The sequence below is a fragment of the Vibrio sp. 2132-1 genome (assembly GCF_033344315.1).
Genome location: NZ_JAWPON010000022.1, coordinates 45,966 through 68,847 on the forward strand (window position 1 = coordinate 45,966; position 22,882 = coordinate 68,847).

The 22,882-nt window shown below is 44.9% G+C and carries 20 protein-coding genes; 10 read left to right on the forward strand and 10 right to left on the reverse strand.

The annotated features are described in order from the left end of the window. Window positions 1-17: 17 nt before the first annotated feature. On the reverse strand, window positions 18-596 hold the full coding sequence (locus R8N47_RS20610; RefSeq protein WP_033906009.1) for a Crp/Fnr family transcriptional regulator: 579 nt from the start codon (window positions 594-596) through the stop codon (window positions 18-20). Between the two features lie 97 nt (window positions 597-693). After that, window positions 694-2,655: a 2',3'-cyclic-nucleotide 2'-phosphodiesterase gene (gene cpdB, locus R8N47_RS20615; protein WP_318070321.1), complete on the reverse strand. Its 1,962-nt coding sequence runs from the start codon at window positions 2,653-2,655 to the stop codon at window positions 694-696. A 275-nt stretch (window positions 2,656-2,930) separates the two neighbouring features. On the opposite strand from cpdB, the gene cobA reads away from it, so the two are divergent. From cobA to cysC, 5 genes are all read left to right on the forward strand, one after another. Next, the gene (gene cobA, locus R8N47_RS20620; protein ID WP_031780800.1) at window positions 2,931-3,806 is read left to right on the forward strand and encodes a uroporphyrinogen-III C-methyltransferase; all 876 of its coding nucleotides are present in this window, start codon (window positions 2,931-2,933) and stop codon (window positions 3,804-3,806) included. Between the two features lie 59 nt (window positions 3,807-3,865). Next, window positions 3,866-4,774: a sulfate adenylyltransferase subunit CysD gene (gene cysD, locus R8N47_RS20625; RefSeq protein ID WP_005379592.1), complete on the forward strand. Its 909-nt coding sequence runs from the start codon at window positions 3,866-3,868 to the stop codon at window positions 4,772-4,774. Window positions 4,775-4,792: 18 nt separating this feature from the next. After that, window positions 4,793-6,223, forward strand: coding sequence for a sulfate adenylyltransferase subunit CysN (cysN, locus tag R8N47_RS20630; protein WP_017633444.1), 1,431 nt, complete (start codon window positions 4,793-4,795; stop codon window positions 6,221-6,223). A gap of 251 nt (window positions 6,224-6,474) precedes the next feature. Continuing rightward, window positions 6,475-8,199: an SLC13 family permease gene (locus R8N47_RS20635; protein ID WP_005379596.1), complete on the forward strand. Its 1,725-nt coding sequence runs from the start codon at window positions 6,475-6,477 to the stop codon at window positions 8,197-8,199. A 24-nt stretch (window positions 8,200-8,223) separates the two neighbouring features. After that, the gene (gene cysC, locus R8N47_RS20640; RefSeq protein WP_104975808.1) at window positions 8,224-8,841 is read left to right on the forward strand and encodes an adenylyl-sulfate kinase; all 618 of its coding nucleotides are present in this window, start codon (window positions 8,224-8,226) and stop codon (window positions 8,839-8,841) included. Between the two features lie 89 nt (window positions 8,842-8,930). On the opposite strand, the gene R8N47_RS20645 is transcribed toward cysC, so the two are convergent. The 7 genes from R8N47_RS20645 to R8N47_RS20675 form a co-directional block, all read right to left on the reverse strand. Next, entirely contained in the window at window positions 8,931-9,836 is a 906-nt protein-coding gene (locus tag R8N47_RS20645; RefSeq protein ID WP_104975809.1) for a TIGR03899 family protein, read from the reverse strand. Window positions 9,837-10,200: 364 nt separating this feature from the next. Further along, window positions 10,201-10,695 carry a DUF3299 domain-containing protein gene (locus tag R8N47_RS20650; RefSeq protein WP_005379600.1) on the reverse strand — a complete coding sequence of 165 codons (495 nt, stop codon included), beginning with the start codon at window positions 10,693-10,695 and terminating at the stop codon, window positions 10,201-10,203. Between the two features lie 4 nt (window positions 10,696-10,699). Next, entirely contained in the window at window positions 10,700-11,959 is a 1,260-nt protein-coding gene (locus R8N47_RS20655; RefSeq protein WP_104975810.1) for an ABC transporter permease, read from the reverse strand. Continuing rightward, window positions 11,956-12,684 carry an ABC transporter ATP-binding protein gene (locus tag R8N47_RS20660; RefSeq protein WP_104975811.1) on the reverse strand — a complete coding sequence of 243 codons (729 nt, stop codon included), beginning with the start codon at window positions 12,682-12,684 and terminating at the stop codon, window positions 11,956-11,958. The genes R8N47_RS20655 and R8N47_RS20660 overlap by 4 nt, the downstream gene beginning before the upstream one ends. Before the next feature lie 52 nt (window positions 12,685-12,736). Next, the gene (gene zrgA, locus R8N47_RS20665) at window positions 12,737-13,390 is read right to left on the reverse strand and encodes a zinc uptake protein ZrgA (protein ID WP_104975812.1); all 654 of its coding nucleotides are present in this window, start codon (window positions 13,388-13,390) and stop codon (window positions 12,737-12,739) included. Between the two features lie 133 nt (window positions 13,391-13,523). After that, the gene (locus tag R8N47_RS20670; RefSeq protein WP_005379608.1) at window positions 13,524-13,823 is read right to left on the reverse strand and encodes a DUF2607 family protein; all 300 of its coding nucleotides are present in this window, start codon (window positions 13,821-13,823) and stop codon (window positions 13,524-13,526) included. Window positions 13,824-14,050: 227 nt separating this feature from the next. Next, window positions 14,051-14,602, reverse strand: a complete 552-nt coding sequence (locus R8N47_RS20675; RefSeq protein WP_005383122.1) for a YtfJ family protein — start codon at window positions 14,600-14,602, stop codon at window positions 14,051-14,053. A gap of 215 nt (window positions 14,603-14,817) precedes the next feature. On the opposite strand from R8N47_RS20675, the gene R8N47_RS20680 reads away from it, so the two are divergent. Continuing rightward, window positions 14,818-15,018, forward strand: a complete 201-nt coding sequence (locus tag R8N47_RS20680; RefSeq protein ID WP_104975813.1) for a DUF1107 domain-containing protein — start codon at window positions 14,818-14,820, stop codon at window positions 15,016-15,018. Between the two features lie 70 nt (window positions 15,019-15,088). On the opposite strand, the gene msrA is transcribed toward R8N47_RS20680, so the two are convergent. Then, window positions 15,089-15,727, reverse strand: coding sequence for a peptide-methionine (S)-S-oxide reductase MsrA (gene msrA / locus R8N47_RS20685; RefSeq protein WP_104975814.1), 639 nt, complete (start codon window positions 15,725-15,727; stop codon window positions 15,089-15,091). 167 nt (window positions 15,728-15,894) lie between these two features. Here msrA and R8N47_RS20690 point away from each other — a divergent pair, with 167 nt between their 5' ends. Genes R8N47_RS20690 through R8N47_RS20705 form a run of 4 tightly spaced genes read left to right on the forward strand, consistent with a single transcriptional unit; the run spans window position 15,895 to window position 22,172 of the window. Continuing rightward, entirely contained in the window at window positions 15,895-17,607 is a 1,713-nt protein-coding gene (locus tag R8N47_RS20690; protein WP_104975815.1) for an autotransporter assembly complex protein TamA, read from the forward strand. Beyond that, a complete protein-coding gene (locus R8N47_RS20695; protein WP_104975816.1) occupies window positions 17,604-21,368 on the forward strand; it encodes a translocation/assembly module TamB domain-containing protein in 3,765 nt (1,254 codons plus the stop codon). The genes R8N47_RS20690 and R8N47_RS20695 overlap by 4 nt, the downstream gene beginning before the upstream one ends. 44 nt (window positions 21,369-21,412) lie before the next feature. Continuing rightward, window positions 21,413-21,760 carry a gamma-glutamylcyclotransferase gene (locus tag R8N47_RS20700; RefSeq protein ID WP_017633453.1) on the forward strand — a complete coding sequence of 116 codons (348 nt, stop codon included), beginning with the start codon at window positions 21,413-21,415 and terminating at the stop codon, window positions 21,758-21,760. Window positions 21,761-21,809: 49 nt separating this feature from the next. After that, window positions 21,810-22,172 carry a DUF2799 domain-containing protein gene (locus tag R8N47_RS20705; protein WP_064376661.1) on the forward strand — a complete coding sequence of 121 codons (363 nt, stop codon included), beginning with the start codon at window positions 21,810-21,812 and terminating at the stop codon, window positions 22,170-22,172. Window positions 22,173-22,882: the final 710 nt, after the last annotated feature.

Consider the following 22,882-nt stretch of genomic DNA (forward strand, 5'->3'; position numbering starts at 1 on the left):
TTTTTTCTTTTTTGAGTTTATTTGAGAGTGTGATCTTTGGTTAAGCGTGCTTTGATTCGACTCAAACTGATTGGCGTAATGCCCAGGTAGGCCGCAATTTGACTATCGGTAATACGTTGCTTTAAATCTGGGTAATGAGCGCAAAATAATTGATATCGTTCCTCTGGAGAGTAGAGCAACATAAAGCGTTCTTTATTCTCTTTATTAACCAGTTGGTTTTCGAGTAGCTTTAAGTAAATGGCGTGCTTTTCTGCTCGCCAGTGATGCAACGTTTCAATTGGCAAGCAAAATAGCTGACAAGCGCTCAGCGTTTCCAATAAGTAAGGCGAAGGTTGGTCCTTTATTATGCTCTCAAACCCGATAACCCAGTCCTTCTCCCAATAAAATTCTTTACTGAATTCTTTGCCGTGCTCCGTGAGATAGCTTGCGTGGCATAACCCCTCAATGATGAAGTAAAGGTGTGAGCTCAACTCCCCTTGGTGATTAAGAATGTGGCGTGTAGGCAGTTCGAGCAACTCACCATTTTCAATAAGTTGGTTTGCTTCTGTCTCTAAAAAGCCATGATTGACTAAGTCTGAAAAAAGATCGCTGTGCATGTGATAACTCAGAAACGGTTTTCTTTATTTTAACGAGTTTTATTGATAACAAAAAAGCGGCTCATGAGAGCCGCTTAGTGTTGCTGTCAAATCAACCTTATTTATTCAAATCGATTTGATAAATCGCGAAACCAATGTCATCTGTTGACACGCGCTTCATTGGGTATTGTCCTTTCTCTTTGATGAACTGCGCCGCTTTATCGCTAGGGGAGGTTTCGAAACGAATATCTAGCTTGTTATCGGACTTAATCGGTGCGAAAGACCAGTTGTTGTCAGCGCTTGGTGTCACTTCTCCTTTTTCTTCACTCACGCGAGAAATATAAGTGGCGACGACAGAGCGGTTTTCATCTGGTGCGTCAAATGCAATGAAATCTGGGCCTGTACCAGGGAAAGTATTGCTATATGCACGGTAGTTATTGGTTGCGATGATGAAATCTTGCTTCGGATTGACAGGCTTACCATTGAACGTCAGGTTCACAATACGCTGAGAATCTGGATTAATCACTTTACAATCCGCATCGTACTTCGGCGGTTGGGTAACGTCGATTTGGTAGTTAACCCTATCAATAACATCGAAGTTGTAAGTACGGAAATTATCCCAATCAATCAAAGATTGCGGTTTAGGATTGTTGATGTCGATGTGGTTGAATTGACCCGCACTGCACTCTAGCCATTCGCGAACTTCTTTACCTTTCACTTTCATCGCAACCAAGGTGTTTGGATATAAGTAAAGATCGGCCGCATTACGGAAGGTGAGCTGACCGGATTCTACTTCTGTAAAGTTATTCGGATCGTTCTTACGACCGCCGACTTTAAATGGTGCTGCCGCACTCAGTACTGGAATGTCAGAAAGGTCTGGGTCGCCTTGAATAAAGCGTTCTACGTAGTCTTTCTGAGCAAGGTTAACGATTTGAATGGTGGGGTCGTCCTGCACTAATGCCAAGAAGCTGTACATGACATCACTTGCTTTGCCGATTGGTTGGTTTACAAATTCACGAGTGCCTTTGTGATCTTCTTCTAACGCTTTCACAATATCTGCATCGGCTTTAGCTAATGACTTCTTATTTACTTTATCGAAGATAGGGCGTGCTTCTGCTTGGCCTTCGACGACTTGCCATCTGCCGTCTTTCTCTTTCAGCATCAAATCCATCACACCTACGTGACTTCCCCAGCGGCCCGGCATCACGGACGTTACACCATTGATGGTCCCTTTATTTATATCAACACCAGGTAGGTTTGCGAAGTCTTTCCCTGGGAAGACGGCGTGAGAGTGACCAAAAGCAATCGCATCAATACCTTCAACTTCTGTGAGGTAGTAAACAGAGTTTTCAGCGCCTAGTTTGTATGGATCAGTAGAAATGCCCGAGTGTGGAATCGCCACAATCACGTCTGCGCCTTCTTTCTTCATTTGAGGAATCAGTTTCTCTGCTGTTTCCTTAATGTCTTTAGCAAAGACTTTGCCTTCTAAGTTCTTCTTATCCCACACCATAATTTGTGGTGGTACAAAGCCGATGTAACCCACTTTTATTTGATGCGCTTCGCCGTTTGTGTCTTTAAATGTGTGAGTTTTGATGAGGTAAGGCTTGAAGTAATGCTCACCGGTTTGTTTATCAAATACGTTTGCATTGATGTAAGGGAAGTTTGCACCCTTCAACGTCGTTTGTAGGAAATCTAAGCCATAGTTGAACTCATGATTGCCAATGTTGCCCACATCGTAGTCTAGCTGGTTCATCGCTTTGTAGACTGGGTGCACGTCGCCGGGATTAATCCCCTTTGCCGCCATGTAATCGCCCATTGGGCTGCCCTGAATTAAATCACCGTTATCTACTAGTACCGTGTTTTCTGTCTCGGACTTAGCTTGTTTCACTATTGTCGCTGCGCGACTTAAACCGATTTGCTGTGATGGTTGGTCTTTGTAGTAATCGTAATCCATCACGTTGGTGTGAATGTCGGTGGTTTCGATAATACGAAGCTTGATGGTATCGGCCATTGTTGGGCCAGCAAGCGTTAGCATGCCACTTAATACTGCGAGGGAAATAGGATGAACTGCCACTTTCATTTGGTGCTCCAATTCAATGATAAGGGGAAATCGTACTGCGTAATGTATCAAACACAGATGCAACTCGATGATAAAGGTACAGAAAACTGTGAACATTAATCAGTTTACTGAACCTTATTCATATTAACCGCCGACTTTTTCACGCTTTTGAATGAGACCAAACAAAAACTTCTTAGCAGATTTTTGAATAAAAAATGAAATTTTAGAATTTCAGGTAATATAAACGCCCCGCCATAATGCTTGCATAACGATATCAATGGACGATGAGCAAGCACATGGCAACGAACGATTCAGTCACTTCTTTTCCTAAACCAAAGCCCCGGTTAGTTTCTGACAACCCAGTCGCTGGTGTTACTCGTTTTGCAAAGCAATCGCTACAGCCTGGTGAAGTCGCCTTAGTAGGTGCAGGACCAGGCGATCCTGAACTTCTGACGGTGAAAGCACTGAACTGCTTGCAGCAAGCTGACGTGGTTTTGTACGACTACTTGGTGTCTGAAGAAATCATGGCATTGATTCCAAGCGATACGATTTTGGTGTGCGTTGGGAAGCGAGCTGGGCATCACAGTGTGCCGCAGGAGAAGACGAATCAGCTTTTGGTGGATTTTGCCAAGCAGGGCTACAAAGTAGTGCGCATTAAAGGTGGGGATCCGTTTGTATTCGGTCGTGGTGGTGAAGAGTTAGAAGTGCTTGCTGATGCCGGCGTTCGTTTTCAAGTTGTCCCTGGCATTACCGCAGCAGCTGGCGCAACCGCTTATGCTGGTATTCCACTGACTCATCGTGATTATGCGCAATCGGCCATCTTTGTGACTGGCCACTTGAAAGAAGAAAGTGATGAGATGGATTGGTCCACGTTGGCGCGTGGGAATCAGACTTTAGTGATCTACATGGGGCTGATGAAATCACACTATATTCAGAATCAACTCATTAAGCATGGCCGTTCAGCGTCGACTCCGATTGCCATTATTGAGCGTGGCACGCAGATTCAACAAAAAGTATTTACGGGAGAACTCTCCCAACTATCTGATTTATCGAAGGAAGCACAGTCGCCATCTTTGATTGTTGTCGGAGAGGTAGTGCGACTGTCTCAAAAGTTAGACTGGTTTTTGTCTAGTACTGAATTCAACAAAAGTGCTATTGCCAACTCCATATAATTTCAGACCAAAGATTAGAGACGTAATGCGCCTTCAAGCTTAAAAAGGAAATACAAAACATGGACCAACAACGTTTAACTCACCTTAAACAACTCGAAGCGGAGAGTATCCATATTATCCGTGAAGTTGCGGCTGAGTTTGATAACCCAGTCATGATGTATTCGATTGGTAAAGATTCATCAGTGATGCTGCACCTTGCGCGTAAAGCTTTTTACCCAGGTAAGATTCCATTTCCATTGCTGCATGTCGACACCGATTGGAAGTTCCGCGAGATGATTGAATTTCGTGATCGCACCGCGGCCAAATACGGTTTTGAGCTTTTGGTACATAAGAATCCAGAAGGTCTAGCCATGGGCTGTAGTCCGTTTGTTCATGGTTCTTCTAAGCACACTGACATCATGAAGACTCAAGGCTTAAAACAAGCGCTGAACAAGTACGGTTTTGATGCTGCCTTTGGTGGTGCGCGCCGCGACGAAGAGAAATCACGGGCGAAAGAGCGCGTGTATTCATTCCGCGATAAGAACCATACATGGGACCCTAAAAACCAACGTCCTGAGCTATGGAAGACGTACAACGGTCAGGTTAATAAGGGTGAGAGCATTCGTGTATTCCCGCTGTCTAACTGGACTGAGCTTGATATCTGGCAATACATCTATTTAGAAAACATCGAGATCGTGCCGCTTTACCTCGCGGACAAACGCCCAGTTGTTGAACGCGATGGCATGCTGATCATGGTTGATGATGATCGTATGGAGCTTCAACCGGGTGAAGTGATTGAAGAGAAGAGTGTGCGCTTCCGTACCCTTGGTTGTTATCCATTGACTGGTGCCATCGAGTCTGAAGCAAACACTTTAACTGGCATTATCGAAGAGATGCTGGTGGCAACGTCGAGTGAGCGCCAAGGCCGAGCGATCGACCACGATCAGTCAGGATCGATGGAGCTTAAGAAACGTCAAGGTTACTTCTAAAGGATCTAAGGAAAGATAATGAACAGTGCAGTTGAAGCTCAATTAGCCGAGCTTGGTATCGAAGGCTATTTAACACAACACCAGTACAAGTCGTTACTTAGATTCTTGACTTGTGGCTCGGTGGATGACGGTAAAAGTACATTAATCGGTCGCTTACTCCATGACTCAAAACAAATTTATGAAGATCAGCTAGCGGCAGTGCACTCAGACAGCCAACGTGTGGGTACCACGGGTGAAAAGCCTGACCTTGCGTTGTTGGTCGATGGCTTACAAGCTGAGCGTGAGCAGGGGATCACGATTGATGTGGCTTACCGCTATTTCTCGACGCAGAAACGTAAATTCATCATTGCAGATACTCCTGGACACGAGCAGTACACACGTAACATGGCTACAGGTGCATCGACATGTGACTTAGCTGTGATTCTGGTTGATGCACGTAAGGGCATTCTCGATCAAACTCGTCGTCACTCTTTCATTTCCAACCTATTGGGATTGAAGCACTTTGTTGTGGCGATCAACAAGATGGACTTAGTGGATTACTCCCAAGAGCGCTTTGAAGAGATCCGCGATGAGTATCTGAAGTTCTCTGAGAATCTGACAGGGGATATTGATATTCAAATCATCCCGATCTCAGCGCTTGAAGGGGACAATGTGGTGGATAAAGGCCAAAACCTGACTTGGTTTAAAGGCCCATCATTGCTTGAGCTTCTTGAAACGGTCGATGTGGATCAAGAAAAAGGCGCGGGTGAATTCCGCTTCCCTGTGCAATACGTTAATCGTCCTAACCTCGATTTCCGTGGTTTTGCGGGGACCATTTCTTCTGGTTCGATCAAAGTCGGTGATGCCATTAAAGCATTGCCATCGGGTAAAACGTCAACTGTGGCTCGTATTGTGACCTTTGATGGTGATATCGAAGAAGCTCGTGCAGGATTAGCTGTCACTCTGACGCTAAGCGATGAGATCGATATTAGCCGTGGCGACTTAATTGTTCTAGATAATGCTCAAGTGGAAACCACAAACCATTTGCTTGCCGATGTGGTGTGGATGACAGAGCAACCCCTGCAACCGGGTCGTGACTATGACATCAAAATCGCAGGTAAGAAAACCGTAGGTCATGTTGAAGCGATTCGTCATCAATATGACATTAATAATCTCTCGACTCATAGCTCGGCAGAGCTGCCATTGAATGGTATTGGTTTGTGTGAATGGTCTCTTAATGAGTCAGTCGCGCTGGACAATTATCAAGACTGTGCAGATACCGGTGGCTTTATCATTATCGATCGTCTGACAAACGTGACGGTTGGTGCTGGCATGGTTAAAGAGAGCCTCGCCGTGGTTGAGCGCGATTTGACGGACATCTCTGCGTTTGAAGTTGAGCTTAATGCGCTTGTCCGTAAACACTTCCCACACTGGGAAGCAAAAGACGTCAGCCAGTTTCTGAAAAAGTAACTGGCTTACCCAAGTACGATAATTTCAGGCTCTGTCTGCTGTTGTACTTGGGGCGTCGCTACCTAACTGAATTGCGAAATGTCGTTAGGTATTCTCCTAATACCAGAATGCTTCGGTGGAGCCCAAGAAAACCGAGCATTCTGATGTTCTTTTCGCTTGCGCTGATTTTTGTCTGTTTACTCGTTTGTCGGTGTTTCATGGATAAATGAGTCGTTGTTGTGCCCTTTGGGGCTATTTGGTAAGGAAAGGCTATGTGGGAACAAGGGTTTGTGTTAGCGATTTTGCTTGGCATTATCACTTGCTTGCTTGTCACGAAAATTAAGCCTAGTTATGTCTTTGCGGGTGCCGCTTTTATTGCATTCATGGCTGGGATGATGGATTCAGCCACCATCGCATCCAATTTTACCAACTCTTCATTGTTAACCCTGGTTCTATTGATTCTTGCATCCTGTGCTCTAGAAAAAACACTGCTGATCAGTTGGGTGAGCCGAAGTATCTCTGAGGGCCAGTTAGGCAGCGTAATTGCTAAGCTCGGTGTATCGACCGCCTTGCTCTCTTCATTTACGAATAATACCGCTGTGGTTGTCTCATTGATTGGGGCGATTAAGCGTAATCAGCAGCATGCACCTTCGAAATTACTTATTCCCTTGTCTTACGCCGCCATTTTTGGTGGCACGTTAACTTTGATTGGTACGTCGACTAACTTAATCATCAACAGCTTTGTCGAAGACGCAGGCTTACCGAGCCTGAGCTTTTTTACACCTACGATGATAGGTTTGGCTGTGCTGGTGGGAGGGATGCTGATTCTTATCCCGCTCAGCTACTTGCTACCGAATTATGATGATCAAAACCAAGAAGATTTACCTTACTTTCTTGAGTCTCGCGTTGAGCCTGGCTCACCGCTAGTTGGGCGTACGATCAGCGAGAATAATTTACGTGCGCTGCGCAAACTGTTTCTTGCAGAAGTGGTGCGCGATGGTGTTACTGTTTCTTCTGTGGGGCCGGATTTTGTGCTCAATGCAAAAGACCGCCTGTTATTTTGTGGCGATGTTGAGAGCGTCGCGACCCTGCAAGAAATTCCGGGCCTCAAGTTGTTTGGTCAGCAGCACTTAAATGGGCAAAACTTTATCGAAGTTGTGGTGAGCTCGTCGGCGACGTTTTGCTACAAAACCCTCAAAGAGAGCCGATTCCGCGACCGATTCGATGCCGTTGTTGTGGCGATTCGCCGAGGCCACGAACGCCTAGAAGGTGGCTTGGGTAGCATTACCTTAGCGCCAGGGGACACGTTAGTTCTGGTTCCAGGCAAGCGTTTTGAGTCTGAACGCCGAGCTCATCGTAAAGAGTTTGTTTTAGTGCATGACTTGGACTCTAGCGCTCGGCTTGATACGAATAAGTCTTCCATTGTATTACTGGGCTTTGCAGCCGTAATTGGATGCGCTCTATTAGAGTTAGTACCGATTATTAAAGGTCTAGCTGCGTACCTTATCGCGCTTATTGCGTTTGGTATTGTGCAGATTTCAGAACTGCGCCGCCGTTTTCCGATCGATATCGTCGTGATTGTCGGTTCCGCTTTGTCTATTGCTCAACTGATGATCTCTTCTGGATTGTCAGAAAGAATGGGAGTGATGTTTATTGAAGCGTTTAATGGCTGGGGAGTATTTGGTGCCTTGGTGGCGACTTATATCATGACATTGGTACTCACTGAATTGGTGACAAACAATGCCGCGGCTGCGCTTTCTTTTCCTATCGGTTATAGCATGGCGGTGGGTTATGGCGTGGATCCGATGCCATTCATCATGGCGGTTTTGTTCGGCGCGAGTGCGAGCTTTATCTCTCCCTACGGTTACCAAACTAACCTGCTGGTGTACAGCGTAGGAAATTACAAATTGACCGACTACGTGAGAATTGGAGTGCCAATTTCGATTGTGTACTCTGTATTAGTACTTACTTTGATCCCGGTCTTTTTCCCGTTTTAATTCCGATATTTACAAGGATACGTTATGACTGCCGAAACGACGGTAAAAGATGAAAACATTGTTTGGCACCAGCATTCGGTTGATAAACAGCTTCGTGCTGAATTAAAGAAGCAAAAACCTGCCGTATTGTGGTTCACTGGTTTATCTGGAGCGGGTAAATCAACCGTAGCAGGGGCGTTGGAAAATCGCCTTGCAGCATTGGGTTACCACACCTATTTATTGGATGGTGACAATGTACGACATGGTTTGTGTAGCGATTTAGGTTTTTCTGAACAGGACCGTCGCGAGAACATTCGTCGCATTGGTGAACTGGCGAAGTTGATGGCAGATGCGGGTTTAATTGTTCTGTCGGCGTTTATTTCACCGCATCGTGCAGAGCGGAAGTTAGTACGCGATTTATTGCCAGAAGGCGAGTTTATTGAAGTGTATGTCAATGCATCTCTAGAGGTTTGCGAAGGTCGAGATCCTAAGGGTTTATACCGTAAAGCCCGTGCGGGAGAGATTCCTAATTTCACTGGTATTGATTCGGAATATCAAGCGCCAGAGAACCCTGAAATCGATTTGCCCGCGGGAGAAAAGAGTGTCGATGAGCTGGTGGATTTGTGCTTAATCGATCTTAAACAACGCGGTGTGATCCGATAAAAAAGCATTTAGATCATAGGTGACCTAAAGCTCTTTGAGCAGCTGGAGAAGTATTTGGATCATAGGTGATCAAATGCTTCTCAAGCTGGCTAGACGGTATGATGAACCGTACTTTTAGCTTCACTATGGACACTAAATCTATGATTTAACAGTGCAAGCATTTGATCGTAGTATTTGGCATGTGGTTTGTTTCCGAGTAAGGTACAGAGCTCATTACCTGTGGGTGTGAAGCGGTAATATAAAAGGCGGACACCTTTACTGTTTACGTTCAGCGACAAGTTTTTACCTTGGTAGGTGAGGACCAACGGTGTCTCGATACTAATTTCGCCAGATTCAAGTTCGGCACTGTGCAGCAGCCCTAATTCAATTAAGAGCAACAAGCTTGAATACGGCAGTTGAAAACTTCCCATATTTAGGCTGTTGGCGACGTCTCGCTTGCCGAAGCTAAATATGCCTCCTTGGGCTTTGTAACCAATCAGCAGTTTTCTGCTGTGATCCCCTCCAAAACTGCATGCTAAAGAGGCGGCTCTTTGCAGAGTTTGTGCTTCCTTTGGTGACATATCTTTGAGGGTTTTCAACGCTTTCATGGATGTTGAACCCGGATTGGTCACTTCACGTTTCATCACTTGAGCCCATAGCTTTTGCATCGCGCTGTTATGGATGTCTTGAGCCATCTCAAAAAATCGATGCAACCAATCTTGGTCTGGCTCTCCCGCTGTCTCATCTCGGCATGAACTGTGCGCTAATTTTAAAATCTGTTCTAAGTTTTTTTGTCGCTGTTCTTGGCGTCTTTGCTCTCGCAATTGGGCTCTTTCAAACGCAGATTTGGCTGGCGGTTCGGTTTGCAGTAAGGCGTCAAGACCGTGTATTTGGGCAATGGTTTTTACCTTACTAGCACTGTCTTTTATGTAGCCTTGTTTCTTTTCTTGTTGCGTATTTTTTTTTGTGTCTGACTGATGTTCGATGACAACAGGTTGCTTTGTCGGGTCTGCCATTCGTTTTCCTACCAAGAACTGCGCGGTTCGCACGTTTAAATTTACACCTTATCTGACCAAGCGACCAGACAGGAGTTCTCAGTTTTTGAACGAATAGGGCTATTCAAAATGATAATGAGTTGTTAAAATTGTTATCGTTATTTTGGAGGGGCTATGAAGTTCTCAGAAGCAGGTAAACTCAAAAAGCACCTGTCGATAGCGTTTCTTTTGGTTATTTATGTGGGCGTATTAGCGTATTTATCTCGTTATATCGTGTAGCACAAAGCTAAAAAAGGCGCCAGTGTGACGCCTTAGGTGTAGCACAAAGCTAAAAAAGGCGCCAGTGTGACGCCTTAGGTGTAGCGAGGCTTATCGACGACTTAAATTACATATCGTCGTAGGCTTCTATTTCTGATCCCTCAATAACGTAAGCCGTTTCTGCCAGTTCGTGGTTTATCGTCTCGGTTTTCAACGTTCCAACCACATATATAACATCCCACAACTCTTGAACAGGCGCGCCTTTCGGAAACTTCACGTAAATGATCTGGTTTGGAGGCGGTGGTGGCACGTGAATACAAGCTCCAAAATATGGCACCAATAAAAATTCGGTGACGGTATCGGCATCACCTTCAAGTGGGATAACAAACCCCGGAATTTTAACTTGGCTTCCGTTCAGTTCTGGTCGAACGTTACCAATCTTGGACTGCTGGGCTGCGCCACCACTGTGATCAGATGCGGGCATGCCTATACTGTCGAACAATTTACGCTCTTTTTCTGGAACAAGGTCAATCCAGTCAAGCTTTAATGGTTCTTCGCTGGCCATAACAGGCGCTGTGAATGCGACGACCAGCAAGCAACTTGCGAGTATTTTTTTCCACATTTTATTAAATCCTTATTGTCATTCCGTCACTCAGTGACTGTCGGTAGGCGCGGAGTGCGGGAATGAAACCAATCACAATACCAGCGCATTGTACGAAACCTAATAGCATCCACTCATAAGTAGATAAGATGCTTAAGGTGAGATGTATTCCATAGTGCTGTTGGATGATCGGCTGCGCGATAGTAAGAATGGCATACAGCCCAGTAACGCCAGTAATAATACCAGCAGCAGTGAGCAAGCTGGCTTCACTAATTAATAGTGAGAAAACATGACGAGGCCTTGCTCCCATGGCTCGCAAAATCGCCATTTCACGGCGGCGTTCCTGTAGGCTAGTTAATAGACTGCTTAACATACCTAACAACCCTGCGATCACGACAAAACCAGATACTGCCATTAGGGCTTGCTCTGCAACCGACATCATTCCCCATAACTCATGCAACGCAACGCCGGGCATAATGGCGCTGAGCGGCTCTTTGGGGTAGGTGTTAATTTGTCTTTGCAGGGCGAAAGTTTGAATACGAGATTTCAAACCAACGAGCATAGCGGTAATTTGTTTGGGCTGAAAGTCTCTGTTTTTGAGATCTTGTGCCTTGGGTGTCGGGCCCAAACGCGCACCACTTTCCCACCCAACGTGAATGGCTTCGATGGCTTCCAATGATACATGGACAGTTTTGTCGACTGGTGTTCCTGTAGGAGCAAGGATACCGACAACTTTAAATGGCAGATTGTCATGACGGCTAAAGCCAACGTCGCTAATGCCGTGGGCAATGATGATTTCGCTACCGATATCATAACCAAGTTGTTTAGCGACATCAGAACCTAGCACGGTTTCAAATAAACCATTGAATTCTCTACCCTTGCCAAATGTTAGTGGTTGCTTACTTCCAAACTTGTAATGCTCAAAGTAACTGTGATTGGTTCCCATAACTCGGAAGCCTTTATGCGAGTCGCCAAGCGAGATTGGAATAGCCCAATCGACTGAACGATGATTGGCAAACTCTTGGTAGCTTTTCCAATCGATGTTGTTGGTCGCATTACCAATACGAAACACAGAATAGAGCAATAGGTTCACTGGCCCAGAACGTCCACCAATAATGAGGTCTGTGCCTGAAATTGTATTGGCGAAGCTATCCTTGGCTTGAGTTCGGATACGCTCGACGCCCAATAGGAGTACCACCGAAATCGCAACGGTCATGATGGTTAGAATTGCCGTCGCTTTGCGGTTCATCAAGCTCTTCCAGGCGAGCTTTACAACAGCACTCATGATATGGCTCCTAGGCTAGATACTTGATTAATGTCGGGTAGATTGAGCGTGCGATCGAATAAGGGTTCGAGTGTTGGGTCGTGGCTAACGAATACCAGTGTGGCATTGGCTTGATTCGCTTGCTCCATAAGGAGCTCAATAAATGCTTTACGATTGTCATAGTCTAAAGCTGAGGTTGGTTCGTCAGCGATCACTAACTCTGGATGTCCTATCAGAGCTCGAGCCGCAGCCACACGTTGTTGTTGACCAATACTCAATTCCGAGACAGGGCGTGTATGAAGCTCGTTTGGCAAGTGCAGTCGTTCTAGTAGGGCCTGAGCCTGTTCATTTAATGTTTGAGATGAGGCACCTAAATGGGCACGGTCACGTCGTATTTTACTGAACTGACATGGCAATAATACGTTTTCAATTACGTTAAGGTACGGCAATAAATTGAACTGTTGAAAGATGTAGCCAATATGATTGGCGCGAAAGCGGTCTCTCTGACTGGCACTTAAACTAGCAAGGTCAGTATCGAGTACAGATAGAGAGCCTGAAGTTAATGTGTTAATCCCCGTCAACAAAGCGAGCAAGGTCGATTTACCGCAGCCACTTGGACCTTTGATAAACACATGCTCGCCTTGTGTAATGTGTAATTTGGGGATGTGGATGGTTGGGTTGGTTGAACCGGGCCAGAAAAATTGGGCATCCTCTAGCTCGACAACATTTGGTGTGGTTTCAGTCATATTAAATCACCAAAGCTGTGGCGTGTAAGTAGGTACTTACACGCCACTCGTGTTATTTGATTACGATTTGGGTGTTATCTTTGCTTAATTTAATTGCTGATTGCATGGTATCAGTGAATATATTGACGCTGATGGACTCTGTAGTTGGGAATTGGTTAAACCAATCGGTTTGGATTTGGCTAAGCTGATTAACTTGTTCGCAACTGAAGCGATATTGCACCGAAAATTCACCGTGACCACCATGATCGTGCACCTCGTCATGGTGGTCATGTTTATCATGATGTTCATTATGATCATGGTGTTCGTGCCCTTCATGATCGTGATGTGCATGGTCATCATGGTCATCATGGTCGTGCTCACTATGATCATGTTCCTCATGAGTTTCGCTTAGGTTGTGGCTCACGTAAGCTTCTTCAACATTACAATCAGCTTGTGAGTTAATAGCGAACAATGCGTTGCTGTCTTCGAGTGTAGCGACGGCTTGTTTAAGCGCTTGCTCTTGTTGTGCGTTTTCTGGAGCATGTTCGAAACCCACAACATCAGCTCCAGGAGCTGTGATCTCTACTAACAGATCTTTGCCATCTTGGGCGATATTAAACTCGACGTGACCATGCACATGAGCACCATGCTGGCGGTATTCGTTTGCATTCGCTGCTGTCGATAAAGTAAGGCCAATAGCAAGGGCTAAAACGTGTTTTGATGACATTGTATTTTTCCTAATTTTACTGGCATTAACCAAAGGCGGTATTGCTCAGATTCGAGTTTCACTAAGTTATTGTTCCTGACACACTAGGTGCGGAAATGAACTCAATAATTTTGAGTGTGGAATAGTTTGGAAATTAAGCAAAATAAGGAGGGGCACGAGCAGCGCCAAGAACTTCTTCGCCGTACACGAGATGCAAAAAAACATGATGATGCTGGGCGCGCGTAAAAGTCGGTGTAGAGAGGGTAGGTTGTACCTTTGCTATACCGTGCTGAACACCAGAAAATAATTGGCAATGATGATGGGTATGATGGTCGGGCGTCAGATCGACTTGATGGAGTACAACCGCAAAGTTCCAAGCGATCAGCAACGCAACACTGAAAAATAAAGCAGTGCGATACCAATATCTTAGTGTTTTTTGCTGGTGGTGGTACATCTGAGCTCCTCTTACCGACTGTTATAATATAACACCCATAATGAATAAAAGTTCACTCTTTTGTTGGCTAGCAGAAAAATTTAACTCCACACATACGTGCCGAAAAATATTGGTAATACTCTCTGATGGAAGTGTCGCACTTATAAAGAGCAGAGTTATCCCTGCCCATGCTTCTAATCAAATTCATATAGCTCCTTACAACAGGAACAAGGAGCCATTCAATGAAGCTAGATGTTCTGTTTAATAAGCTCAATGACTTTTGTTATCTCATCTTGCTCAAGTGCGCCCTCTTTGACAAACAGAACTTTGCCCGTTTTGTCTTGAACAATAATGGCCGAACTTTCTTCTTTCAGGTCCCAAGTATTGGCAACTACGCCATTTTCATCAAGAACCATGGATGACCAAGGAAACTCTTTTTTGCTGTCTTGAGCTGAAGACTTTACGAAAGAGCCTGTCCCCCAAATTGCATCATCTTGGTTGATGATAGTCGTCGTCTGGTAGCTTTCTTGTGGAAAATTTGCTGCTGTTATTGCTGACATTAAAGGGGCATTCATCTCTTTTGAACTGCTACGGCCTGCAATGGCTTGAATAACACGAACTTTGCCTTGCATATGTTGAGTTGCCCAGGGTTGGTATGCAACGCCTTCGCCTTGTAAAACAATCTCGCCGTAAGCGGCAACATTGACAGGAGGAACGCTTTTACCCACTGACAAGTTGTGTGCAAAGGTCAAGCTTGGCGTTAAGGCCAGTAGTAGAGGTAGGAGAGTCTTAGTTTTCATATTGTTATATTCCGTACGAGGTTTGGAAGCTTCCAGTATATATCCAGATCCTAGAAATTTGTAGGAACGTTGATAACATTTATTTAACGTATGGAGTGGTGTAATCTTGCGTTATATTTAGAATTTGCTAAAATGAGTTCCGTCGCAAATTGCGCATTAAGATTGCAGAGGAAAAATAAGCAATCCGTGTTTTCTCAAAGGAATTGAGGTGAGTTATGCTACGTGAGTTTGCTGTATATCGACCATTACAAGTGGCCCGTTTTGTTAAAACGTTGTTCAAAGGTCAATTTTTTATTGTTGGGGTTGGCTGTTTTCAGTTCGACAATGGCAAAGTGTTACTACCTGACGTCAACGATCATAAAAGGCTCACCGTCTTTAAAGAAGTCAACCAAGTGATAGCATCATTATCGGCTTAGTTAGCTTGGTACCCACTTAGATTTAGAAAAGAGCGACCGATATGGTCGCTCTTTTTGTTGCTGGCTAGGTTTATCCTTGGAGGCTTGGTGGGAAGCAAACTCCCGTTCCTCCGATACCACAGTAACCATCAGGGTTTTTCGCCAAATATTGCTGGTGGTAGGTTTCCGCAAAGTAATACGGACCTGCTGGTTGTATTTCGGTGGTGATGTTCGCGCGCTGCCCTTCTTGCAATGCTTGCTGATACAAGAGTTTCGATTTCTCTGCGCTCTCGAGCTGCTCCGTCGAATAAGTGTAAATTGCAGAACGATATTGAGTACCTAAGTCGTTACCTTGACGCATTCCCTGAGTTGGGTCGTGTTTTTCCCAAAAAACAGCCAGTAGCTTTTCTAATGAGATGACGCGTTCATCGAAAACGACTCGAACGACTTCTGTATGACCCGTTTTACCCGTACAGACTTCTTCATACGTGGGATTGGGTGTGTAACCCCCAGCGTAACCGACCGAAGTAGATACAACGCCGTCGAGTTGCCAAAATACGCGCTCAGCGCCCCAAAAACAGCCCATTCCGAGCAAGATCTGCTGTTGGTGTGACGTCAGAGGCGCCTTTAGGTTAGATTTATTTACAAAATGATGATCGTCAATCTGCATTGGTTGATCTCTACCTGGCAAGGCATCTTCTATACTGATCAATGTTTGTTTGTTGAGCATGGTATTTGTCCTTCAATACGTGTCTTAAATTTGCGAACTTTTTCATTTCGTCTGTATCTGATGCTGTGATGACACAGACCGCGTTAAACCTATTAATATTACAGACTTAGAATCTAATTGGCGTTATCATTATTTACGTTTACTTAACCTCATTCAGCCATAAAAGCATGATAAAAAAAGCTCTCCCCACCATTGTTGGCCTGCTTGCCTTTTCTCATGGTGCCTATGCCGATGTTTCTTTGACTTTGAAAGGCATTGATGGCGCTTTAGAAGAGAATGTCAGTGCGTATCTATCATCTATTCCAGAGAAGGATTACTCCACTTCTCTGCGTTTTCAAGCGAGATTAGATCAAAGTATCACTGAAGCGCTTAACGCGCTTGGGTATTATCATGCAAAAATTTCATACTCTATTCCTGAAGCGAATGATGAGTTAATTGTGCTCATCAAGCCGGGCTTGCCAGTGAAAGTGAAAGTCATGGATGTGGTCATCACTGGAGAGGCCAAGGACGATGAAGAGTTTGCAAAACTTATTGAGCGCTCTCCGCTCAAAGTTGGCCAAGTTTTGAATCAAGGCCAATACGACACCCTTAAGTCAGGCATTCGTAACTTGGCGCTTCAGCGTGGTTACTTCAATGGTGAGTTTACGCTAAGTCGATTAGAGGTTATCCCTGATCTGAACGAAGCTAATGTCCGTTTGCACTACAGCAGTGGAATACGTTTCAATTTTGGCGACGTTTCTTTTATTGGCAACCACATCTGGGAAGACCGTGTCGCATCACTACAACCTTTTAAAGAAGGGGACCCATACAACGTTTCGAAGCTGGGCGAGTTTAACCAGAAGCTATCAAATACGGAGTGGTTTTCCTCAGTTTTTGTTGAGCCTGAATTGGATAGGCTTGATGATGGCCGAGACTTGCCAATTAAAGTGTCTTTATCTCCTGCTTCGAAGAATCAGATCGAGACGGGTATTGGTTACTCAACGGATGTCGGCGTTCGAGGAACGTTGAAGTGGAAGAAACCTTGGGTGAGCTCCCGAGGACACAGTTTCAACACCGCTTTATCCCTATCTAAGCCAGAGCAAACCGTGACTGCTTCTTACAAAATTCCTTTAGAAGATGTCGCTAACGATTATTATCAAGTTCAATATGGGCTTAAAAACCTAGACAACCGTGACACACAGAGTATCGAGTCTAACCTTGCAGTGGAGCGGCATTGGTTAGCAGACGGTGGTTGGCATAATACCGTTTATGTTCGTCATTTGTACGAGAGCTTTACGCAAGGTTTACAAGATGATGAATTCAACTTCGTACTTCCAGGTGCGACATTTTCTCGGACTAGGGTTCGAGGGGGCAATATGCCAATGTGGGGAGACAAGCAAAGCATCACTATTGAGTATGGTGATACCGCTATGCTTTCTGAAACTAGAGTGCTCCGCTTAATTGGCTCGACTTCTTGGATTCGTGGTATTGGAGAGAATCATCGTGGTTTGTTCCGCTTAGAAGGTGGTGCGAATATTACCGATGAACTTGAAAAACTATCACCGTCGCTGCGTTTCTTCGCTGGTGGTGACAATAATATTCGTGGTTACGGCTATGAATCTATTTCACCTGTGGATGAGAGTGGTGCTTTGACGGGTGGTAAATACATTGTTAGCAGTACATTAGAATACCAATATCGTGTTTATGGAAACTGGTGGGCTGCAACGTTTTACGATATTGGTGATGCGTTTAATGAAACACCAGATTGGAAATCAGGTGCTGGTGTTGGTATCCGCTGGGCGTCTCCGGTGGGCCCTGTTAGTTTTGATTTTGCATGGGGGTTGGATGCAAAACCAGAACGAGAGTTTCGTATCCACTTCTCATTGGGGCCTGAGCTATGATCAAAATGATGTTTAAGTGGACCAAATGGCTGTCGCTCAGTTTGATTGGTCTATTGCTGTTGCTCATCATTATTGTCGCGACAGTTTTATTTACCCACCCAGGCCTCAAATTTGCCTTGTGGGGAGCTGAAAAAGCATTACCACAATTGCAGATTGAAAAAGTGCAGGGTTCATTGTTTCCTCGCTTCGAACTGCATAACGTCAGTTTTGTCGATGAGTCTTTGAATATCGACGCCAAAGTCGAGCGTTTAGCTTTGGCAGTGAACTTCCGCTGTTTCTTTGACCCTAAGGTCTGTGTCGATGAGTTAAGACTGCAGGGGCTTGACTTTAAGATGCCAGAGCTACCGCCAGCAAGCGAGAAGCAAGAGGAAACACCACCACTGCGTTCTATCAGTACGCCAGTGCCAATTTTTGTTAATAAAGTCAGCTTTAATGACATCAACGTCAATGTGCTGGGCAATCAAATTGATTGGCAAACGTTCTCGACCGCTTTGTCGATGCAAGGCGATCGTTTGGTGATCGCACCTACCGCGTTGAAAGACATTAATATTGCGCTCGCACCAAGTGAAGCGGCCCCAGAAGCGGTTGTTGAAGAGCCGAAAGAGGCCGATGCTACGCCGCAAGATATTGTGTTACCCGAAGTATGGATTCCACTGACGGTGGAAGCGCGTCGTCTTGATATTCACAATTTCAAACTGGCAGGTGAAACGCCAGTGATCGTCAATCATCTTGGTTTGGTTGCAAGAGCAGGCGGTGAGCGTGTTGATGTCAAAACATTAGAGCTCGACATGCCAGAAGTGGAAGGCAAGTTGAGCACACAAGTGACGCTTTCTTCTGATTACCCTATCAAAGCGCAACTGGACGCGTTAGTGAAGCAAGCGGATGCGAAGGGACAAAAACTGTCGCTTTCGGTCTCGGGTTCGGTTGGTGATTTGTCACTAAATGCTACGCTTTCTGAGCTTGTACAAGCGGAGATCAAAGGTGATATTCAACCGCTTAAAACGCAGTTACCGTTTGATGTCGCGATTAAAAATGTACAGGCGCAATGGCCGCTATTTGGACAAAGCGATTACCAGGTTTCTGTACCAAGCTTGGCGGCAAAAGGCTCACTTGATGGCTACGAAGTCGCATTAGAAACCAAAGCTTCGGGCAAAGATATTCCCGCTGTTGATGTCGCACTAAACGGCAAAGGTACGTTAGAGCAAATTGACCTCGAAAGCCTTTTAGTGAAAACCTTAGGGGGCGAACTCTCTGGGAAAGTCATGGCCAATTGGGCCGCGCCAATCAACTGGCAAGCTGACTTAAACCTGAAGAACATTCAACCAGGATTGCAGTGGAAAGAAGCCGAAGGGGATATCAGCGGTAATCTTTCGACTTCGGGGTCGTTAACAGAACAAGGCGGTTGGCAAGTCAGTTTGCCTAAGTTAGACATTGACGGCATTTTGCGAGGGTATCCGCTGAATGTTGAAGGGCAACTTGAAGCGTCTGATAAGAACGGCAAAGGCGAAGACATCCAACTTACCACTCAGGGTTTAGCGCTTTCTCATGGCCCGAACCAACTGAGTGCAAAGGGTAAGATCGATAAGCAAATTCTGATGGATGTTGAGGTTAACTTCCCTGATTTTGCAAAAAGTGTTCCGGACCTTGCAGGTAAAATGCAAGGTAAAGTCGCACTACGTGGTAGCTTGAAAGAACCAGACATCAATCTTGATCTCGCTTTAAATCAGATTAACTGGCAGCAACAGGCGAACGTAGAAACGATCACCTTAAAGGGTGATGTGAAGCCTCTGCCAGCACCAAAAGCGAACATAAGCCTTATTGCGAACAACATTATCTATGACGACATAAAAGTTGATAGTGCTGACCTTGAAGTCTCTGGGGATGAAAAACTGCATCAACTGACGCTCGATGTAGTATCTGACCTGGTGTCGACCAGTTTAGAAATTGAAGGGACATTCCAGCAGAAACCAGAAATGATTTGGGATGGGGCGCTGCGCCGCTTGACGCTGAGCTCGCAACAAGGCCCGTGGGCGTTGCAAAAATCGACTGCGGTCAAGGTCAATATCGACAAACAGATCGCGAACGTTCAAGCGCATTGTTGGTTGCAAGCGGAGTCGAGCGTATGTCTAACCGAAGACATTAGTGTCGGTAAGAGTGGCCAGGCGAAGTTAGCCATCAATGATTTTGATTTTGACCAAATCAAGCAATTCCTGCCGCCAGAAACCAAGCTGCAAGGCTCGGTTAATGCACAGGCTTTTGCTAAATGGGCACCAGAGAAAAAGCCTGAAGTAACCTTAAGTGTCAATATGCCAAAAGGCCAAGTTGAACAAGCGCTTGAGCAGCCAATTAAAGTCGGTTGGGAAAGCTTCAACTTTAAAGCGGCATTAGCGAAAGACAAGCTTGATGCCGAGTGGCTATTTGATGTGAAAGATAACGGTGACTTGTCTGGTAAGGTTTCTTTACTGAATGTCTCGTCTGAAAAGCCCACTATTGATGGTAAGGTTTCACTCTCTACGTTCCACTTGGATTTCTTGGCACCGTTGATTGGTGAGTACAGCTTGTTTAAAGCAAACATGAATACTGACCTAGCGATATCAGGTGACGTCATGCATCCGAAGGTGAATGGTCAGTTCTTGATTGACCAAATGAAGCTACAGGGTGAAGTCACACCGATAGATATAAACTCAGGGCAGGTCGTCATCAACTTTAAAGGCCATCAAGCGGACTTGGATGCCGGAATTTTAACCCCGGATGGTGAGTTGAACGTTACCGGTGATGCCGACTGGCAGGACTTACAGAACTGGCGTACTAAAGCGCGTGTATTTGCTAAAGAGCTCAATGTTGATTTGCCTCCAATGGTAAAAATCAAAGTTGAGCCTGACATGACAATAGATGTGACTCCTCAGCTTGCGAAAATTGAGGGTGATATTAATTTGCCATGGGGCAGAATTGTCGTCGAAGAGCTTCCACCAAGTGCGGTAGGCGTATCGAGTGATACCGTTATTCTCGATAAAAACTTGCAGCCAGTGGACGATGTCGCTGCGATGCCGTTTGATGTGGAAACGAACATCAACATTAAAATTGGTGATGACTTCCAACTTGCCGCTTTTGGTTTAAAAGGTGGGTTGAAAGGGAACCTAAACGTGACACAAAAAGACAAAGGTCCTTTCATCGTTGGTGAAGTGAATGTTGTCGACGGTTCTTATCGTTCGTTTGGTCAGGACTTATTGATTAAAGAAGGTAAGATTCTGATGAATGGTCCACCAGATCAACCTTACTTGTCTATCAAAGCGATTCGTAATCCAGACAATACCCAAGATGATGTCATTGCGGGGGTACAAGTGTCGGGCCCAGCATCTGATCCGAGTATAGAAATTTTCTCAGAGCCCGCGATGAACCAAGCCAATGCACTTTCTTATCTACTTCGTGGTCAAGATATTGATGGTGAAGCCGGTGGTAATGCAATGACGACTACCTTAATTGGTTTAAGCTTGGCGAAGAGTGGTCGTGTGGTTGGTGAAATCGGTGAAGCCTTTGGCGTACAGGATTTACAGCTGGACACTGCTGGTTCGGGCGATGATTCGCAAGTGACGGTGAGTGGTTATATTCTGCCAGGTTTGCAGGTGAAATATGGTGTCGGCATCTTTAACTCCCTAGGTGAGTTCACTGTGCGTTACCGATTGATGCAAGACTTGTATTTAGAAGCGGTATCTGGTGTAGATAGCGCTGTTGACCTACTCTATCAGTTTGAGTTCGATTAAAGTGCTTTAACCTAAGTATACACAGTCATGACTAAGGAGTGGTTATGCAGCATTTGATTTTTGTCTACGGCACGTTACGCAAGGGAGAGTACAACCATCAGTATTTACGCTCGGCGCAGTTTCTTGGTTTACATGAAACGGATGCTCAATTTGCAATGTATGACTTAGGTCCTTATCCAGCGTTGTCTGTTGGGCAACGCTCGATTCAAGGTGAGGTGTACCTGATTGACAGTGAAACCTTATCTGAGCTAGATAGGTTAGAAGATGTGCCAGTGGAATATCGCCGAGAGAGCATCGTTACGCCTTTTGGCCAAGCTTGGATCTACTTATATCAAGATACTGAGCAATTAACCGAAGAAATCGCTTCCGGAGATTGGTGTCAAAAGGTGTGAGCTATACTGACATTATCAATAGCAACGAGCTAAACACTAAGGAGTCACGATGAAAACATTCGTAATTGGATCAATGGCGTTGCTTCTTGCTGCATGCGCACAAACAACACTACCGACTTCGAATAATGTGACCGATTGGCAAGTGTTTGGTAAGCAGTCAGCTTTAGATGGATTACGGGAGTTATCTGAGGAGCGAATTGCGAAGCTGGATGATGTTAACCATGCGACGTCAGAACTCATAATGGCTTATCAAGCGGGTTACCAGCAAGGCAAGCAAGAGTATTGTGAGCAAAGTGCTTATATGCTCGGTGTTATCGGGCGTCCGTATTTTGGCATTTGTGATGACGTTGACCCCTTCTTTCAACATGACTACGACGCTGGACGAATGTCTTCAGCAAGCACATCTATTTAGTCTACGCTGGTAAGATGAAAAATTTAGGGTTAATTTCTATCAATTGACGTTTCTGGAAATAACTGGATAGTGAGTCTTACCCATACGAACGGCCGTTGATCTAAGGAGGAGGGTGTTTTTGTAGAATGTAACGTCCCACCTTACTCAATGATAGTTAGATAAAGTTGACTCCATCGTCCTTTGATACGAATGTAGGTATCACTAATCTGTCATCAAGAAGTCCATCCAGGCTCCTAATATCAGCGTAAGCATTTCTTCTTTTCAGGCACCTATTTCAAAACCCAGCTTGGGAGCGCGTAACTGAGTCAATGTATTCGAGCATATTTGCAAGTTCACGATAACTTACGCCATACTTGCAAAACAACTAACTGTCTAAAGAGAATAGCTTAACCAGAAAAGGAGCGACCTTTGAAATTAGGTATCTTATTCCTCTCACTCTGGTTTCAAGCACAAGACGCCACAATGCTCAAAATTTGCTGCGAAGATGGTTACCGAGTCCTGCTTTTGTGTGAGACTCTAAACGAGTGAAGCTCTCTTTATCTCTGTACACGCCTTCTTGAGTTACATAATGCCGAATATCTTATTTATCTAACAGAATATGAAAGATTGATAAATAAATTTCAATCTTTAATCGTAATATTTAAGGATAAATGAAAACATGTTTCTATCAGCTAATACTGTTTATGACTTCCTGTGCCCAATTGACTAGC

Bases quoted from the DNA above. Each gene is read 5' to 3' on its own strand.
- R8N47_RS20610 (WP_033906009.1), bottom strand. From the start codon at position 596: ATGCACAGCGATCTTTTTTCAGACTTAGTCAATCATGGCTTTTTAGAG.
- cpdB (WP_318070321.1), bottom strand. From the start codon at position 2,655: ATGAAAGTGGCAGTTCATCCTATTTCCCTCGCAGTATTAAGTGGCATG.
- cobA (WP_031780800.1), top strand. From the start codon at position 2,931: ATGGCAACGAACGATTCAGTCACTTCTTTTCCTAAACCAAAGCCCCGG.
- cysD (WP_005379592.1), top strand. From the start codon at position 3,866: ATGGACCAACAACGTTTAACTCACCTTAAACAACTCGAAGCGGAGAGT.
- cysN (WP_017633444.1), top strand. From the start codon at position 4,793: ATGAACAGTGCAGTTGAAGCTCAATTAGCCGAGCTTGGTATCGAAGGC.
- R8N47_RS20635 (WP_005379596.1), top strand. From the start codon at position 6,475: ATGTGGGAACAAGGGTTTGTGTTAGCGATTTTGCTTGGCATTATCACT.
- cysC (WP_104975808.1), top strand. From the start codon at position 8,224: ATGACTGCCGAAACGACGGTAAAAGATGAAAACATTGTTTGGCACCAG.
- R8N47_RS20645 (WP_104975809.1), bottom strand. From the start codon at position 9,836: ATGGCAGACCCGACAAAGCAACCTGTTGTCATCGAACATCAGTCAGAC.
- R8N47_RS20650 (WP_005379600.1), bottom strand. From the start codon at position 10,695: ATGTGGAAAAAAATACTCGCAAGTTGCTTGCTGGTCGTCGCATTCACA.
- R8N47_RS20655 (WP_104975810.1), bottom strand. From the start codon at position 11,959: ATGAGTGCTGTTGTAAAGCTCGCCTGGAAGAGCTTGATGAACCGCAAA.
- R8N47_RS20660 (WP_104975811.1), bottom strand. From the start codon at position 12,684: ATGACTGAAACCACACCAAATGTTGTCGAGCTAGAGGATGCCCAATTT.
- zrgA (WP_104975812.1), bottom strand. From the start codon at position 13,390: ATGTCATCAAAACACGTTTTAGCCCTTGCTATTGGCCTTACTTTATCG.
- R8N47_RS20670 (WP_005379608.1), bottom strand. From the start codon at position 13,823: ATGTACCACCACCAGCAAAAAACACTAAGATATTGGTATCGCACTGCT.
- R8N47_RS20675 (WP_005383122.1), bottom strand. From the start codon at position 14,602: ATGAAAACTAAGACTCTCCTACCTCTACTACTGGCCTTAACGCCAAGC.
- R8N47_RS20680 (WP_104975813.1), top strand. From the start codon at position 14,818: ATGCTACGTGAGTTTGCTGTATATCGACCATTACAAGTGGCCCGTTTT.
- msrA (WP_104975814.1), bottom strand. From the start codon at position 15,727: ATGCTCAACAAACAAACATTGATCAGTATAGAAGATGCCTTGCCAGGT.
- R8N47_RS20690 (WP_104975815.1), top strand. From the start codon at position 15,895: ATGATAAAAAAAGCTCTCCCCACCATTGTTGGCCTGCTTGCCTTTTCT.
- R8N47_RS20695 (WP_104975816.1), top strand. From the start codon at position 17,604: ATGATCAAAATGATGTTTAAGTGGACCAAATGGCTGTCGCTCAGTTTG.
- R8N47_RS20700 (WP_017633453.1), top strand. From the start codon at position 21,413: ATGCAGCATTTGATTTTTGTCTACGGCACGTTACGCAAGGGAGAGTAC.
- R8N47_RS20705 (WP_064376661.1), top strand. From the start codon at position 21,810: ATGAAAACATTCGTAATTGGATCAATGGCGTTGCTTCTTGCTGCATGC.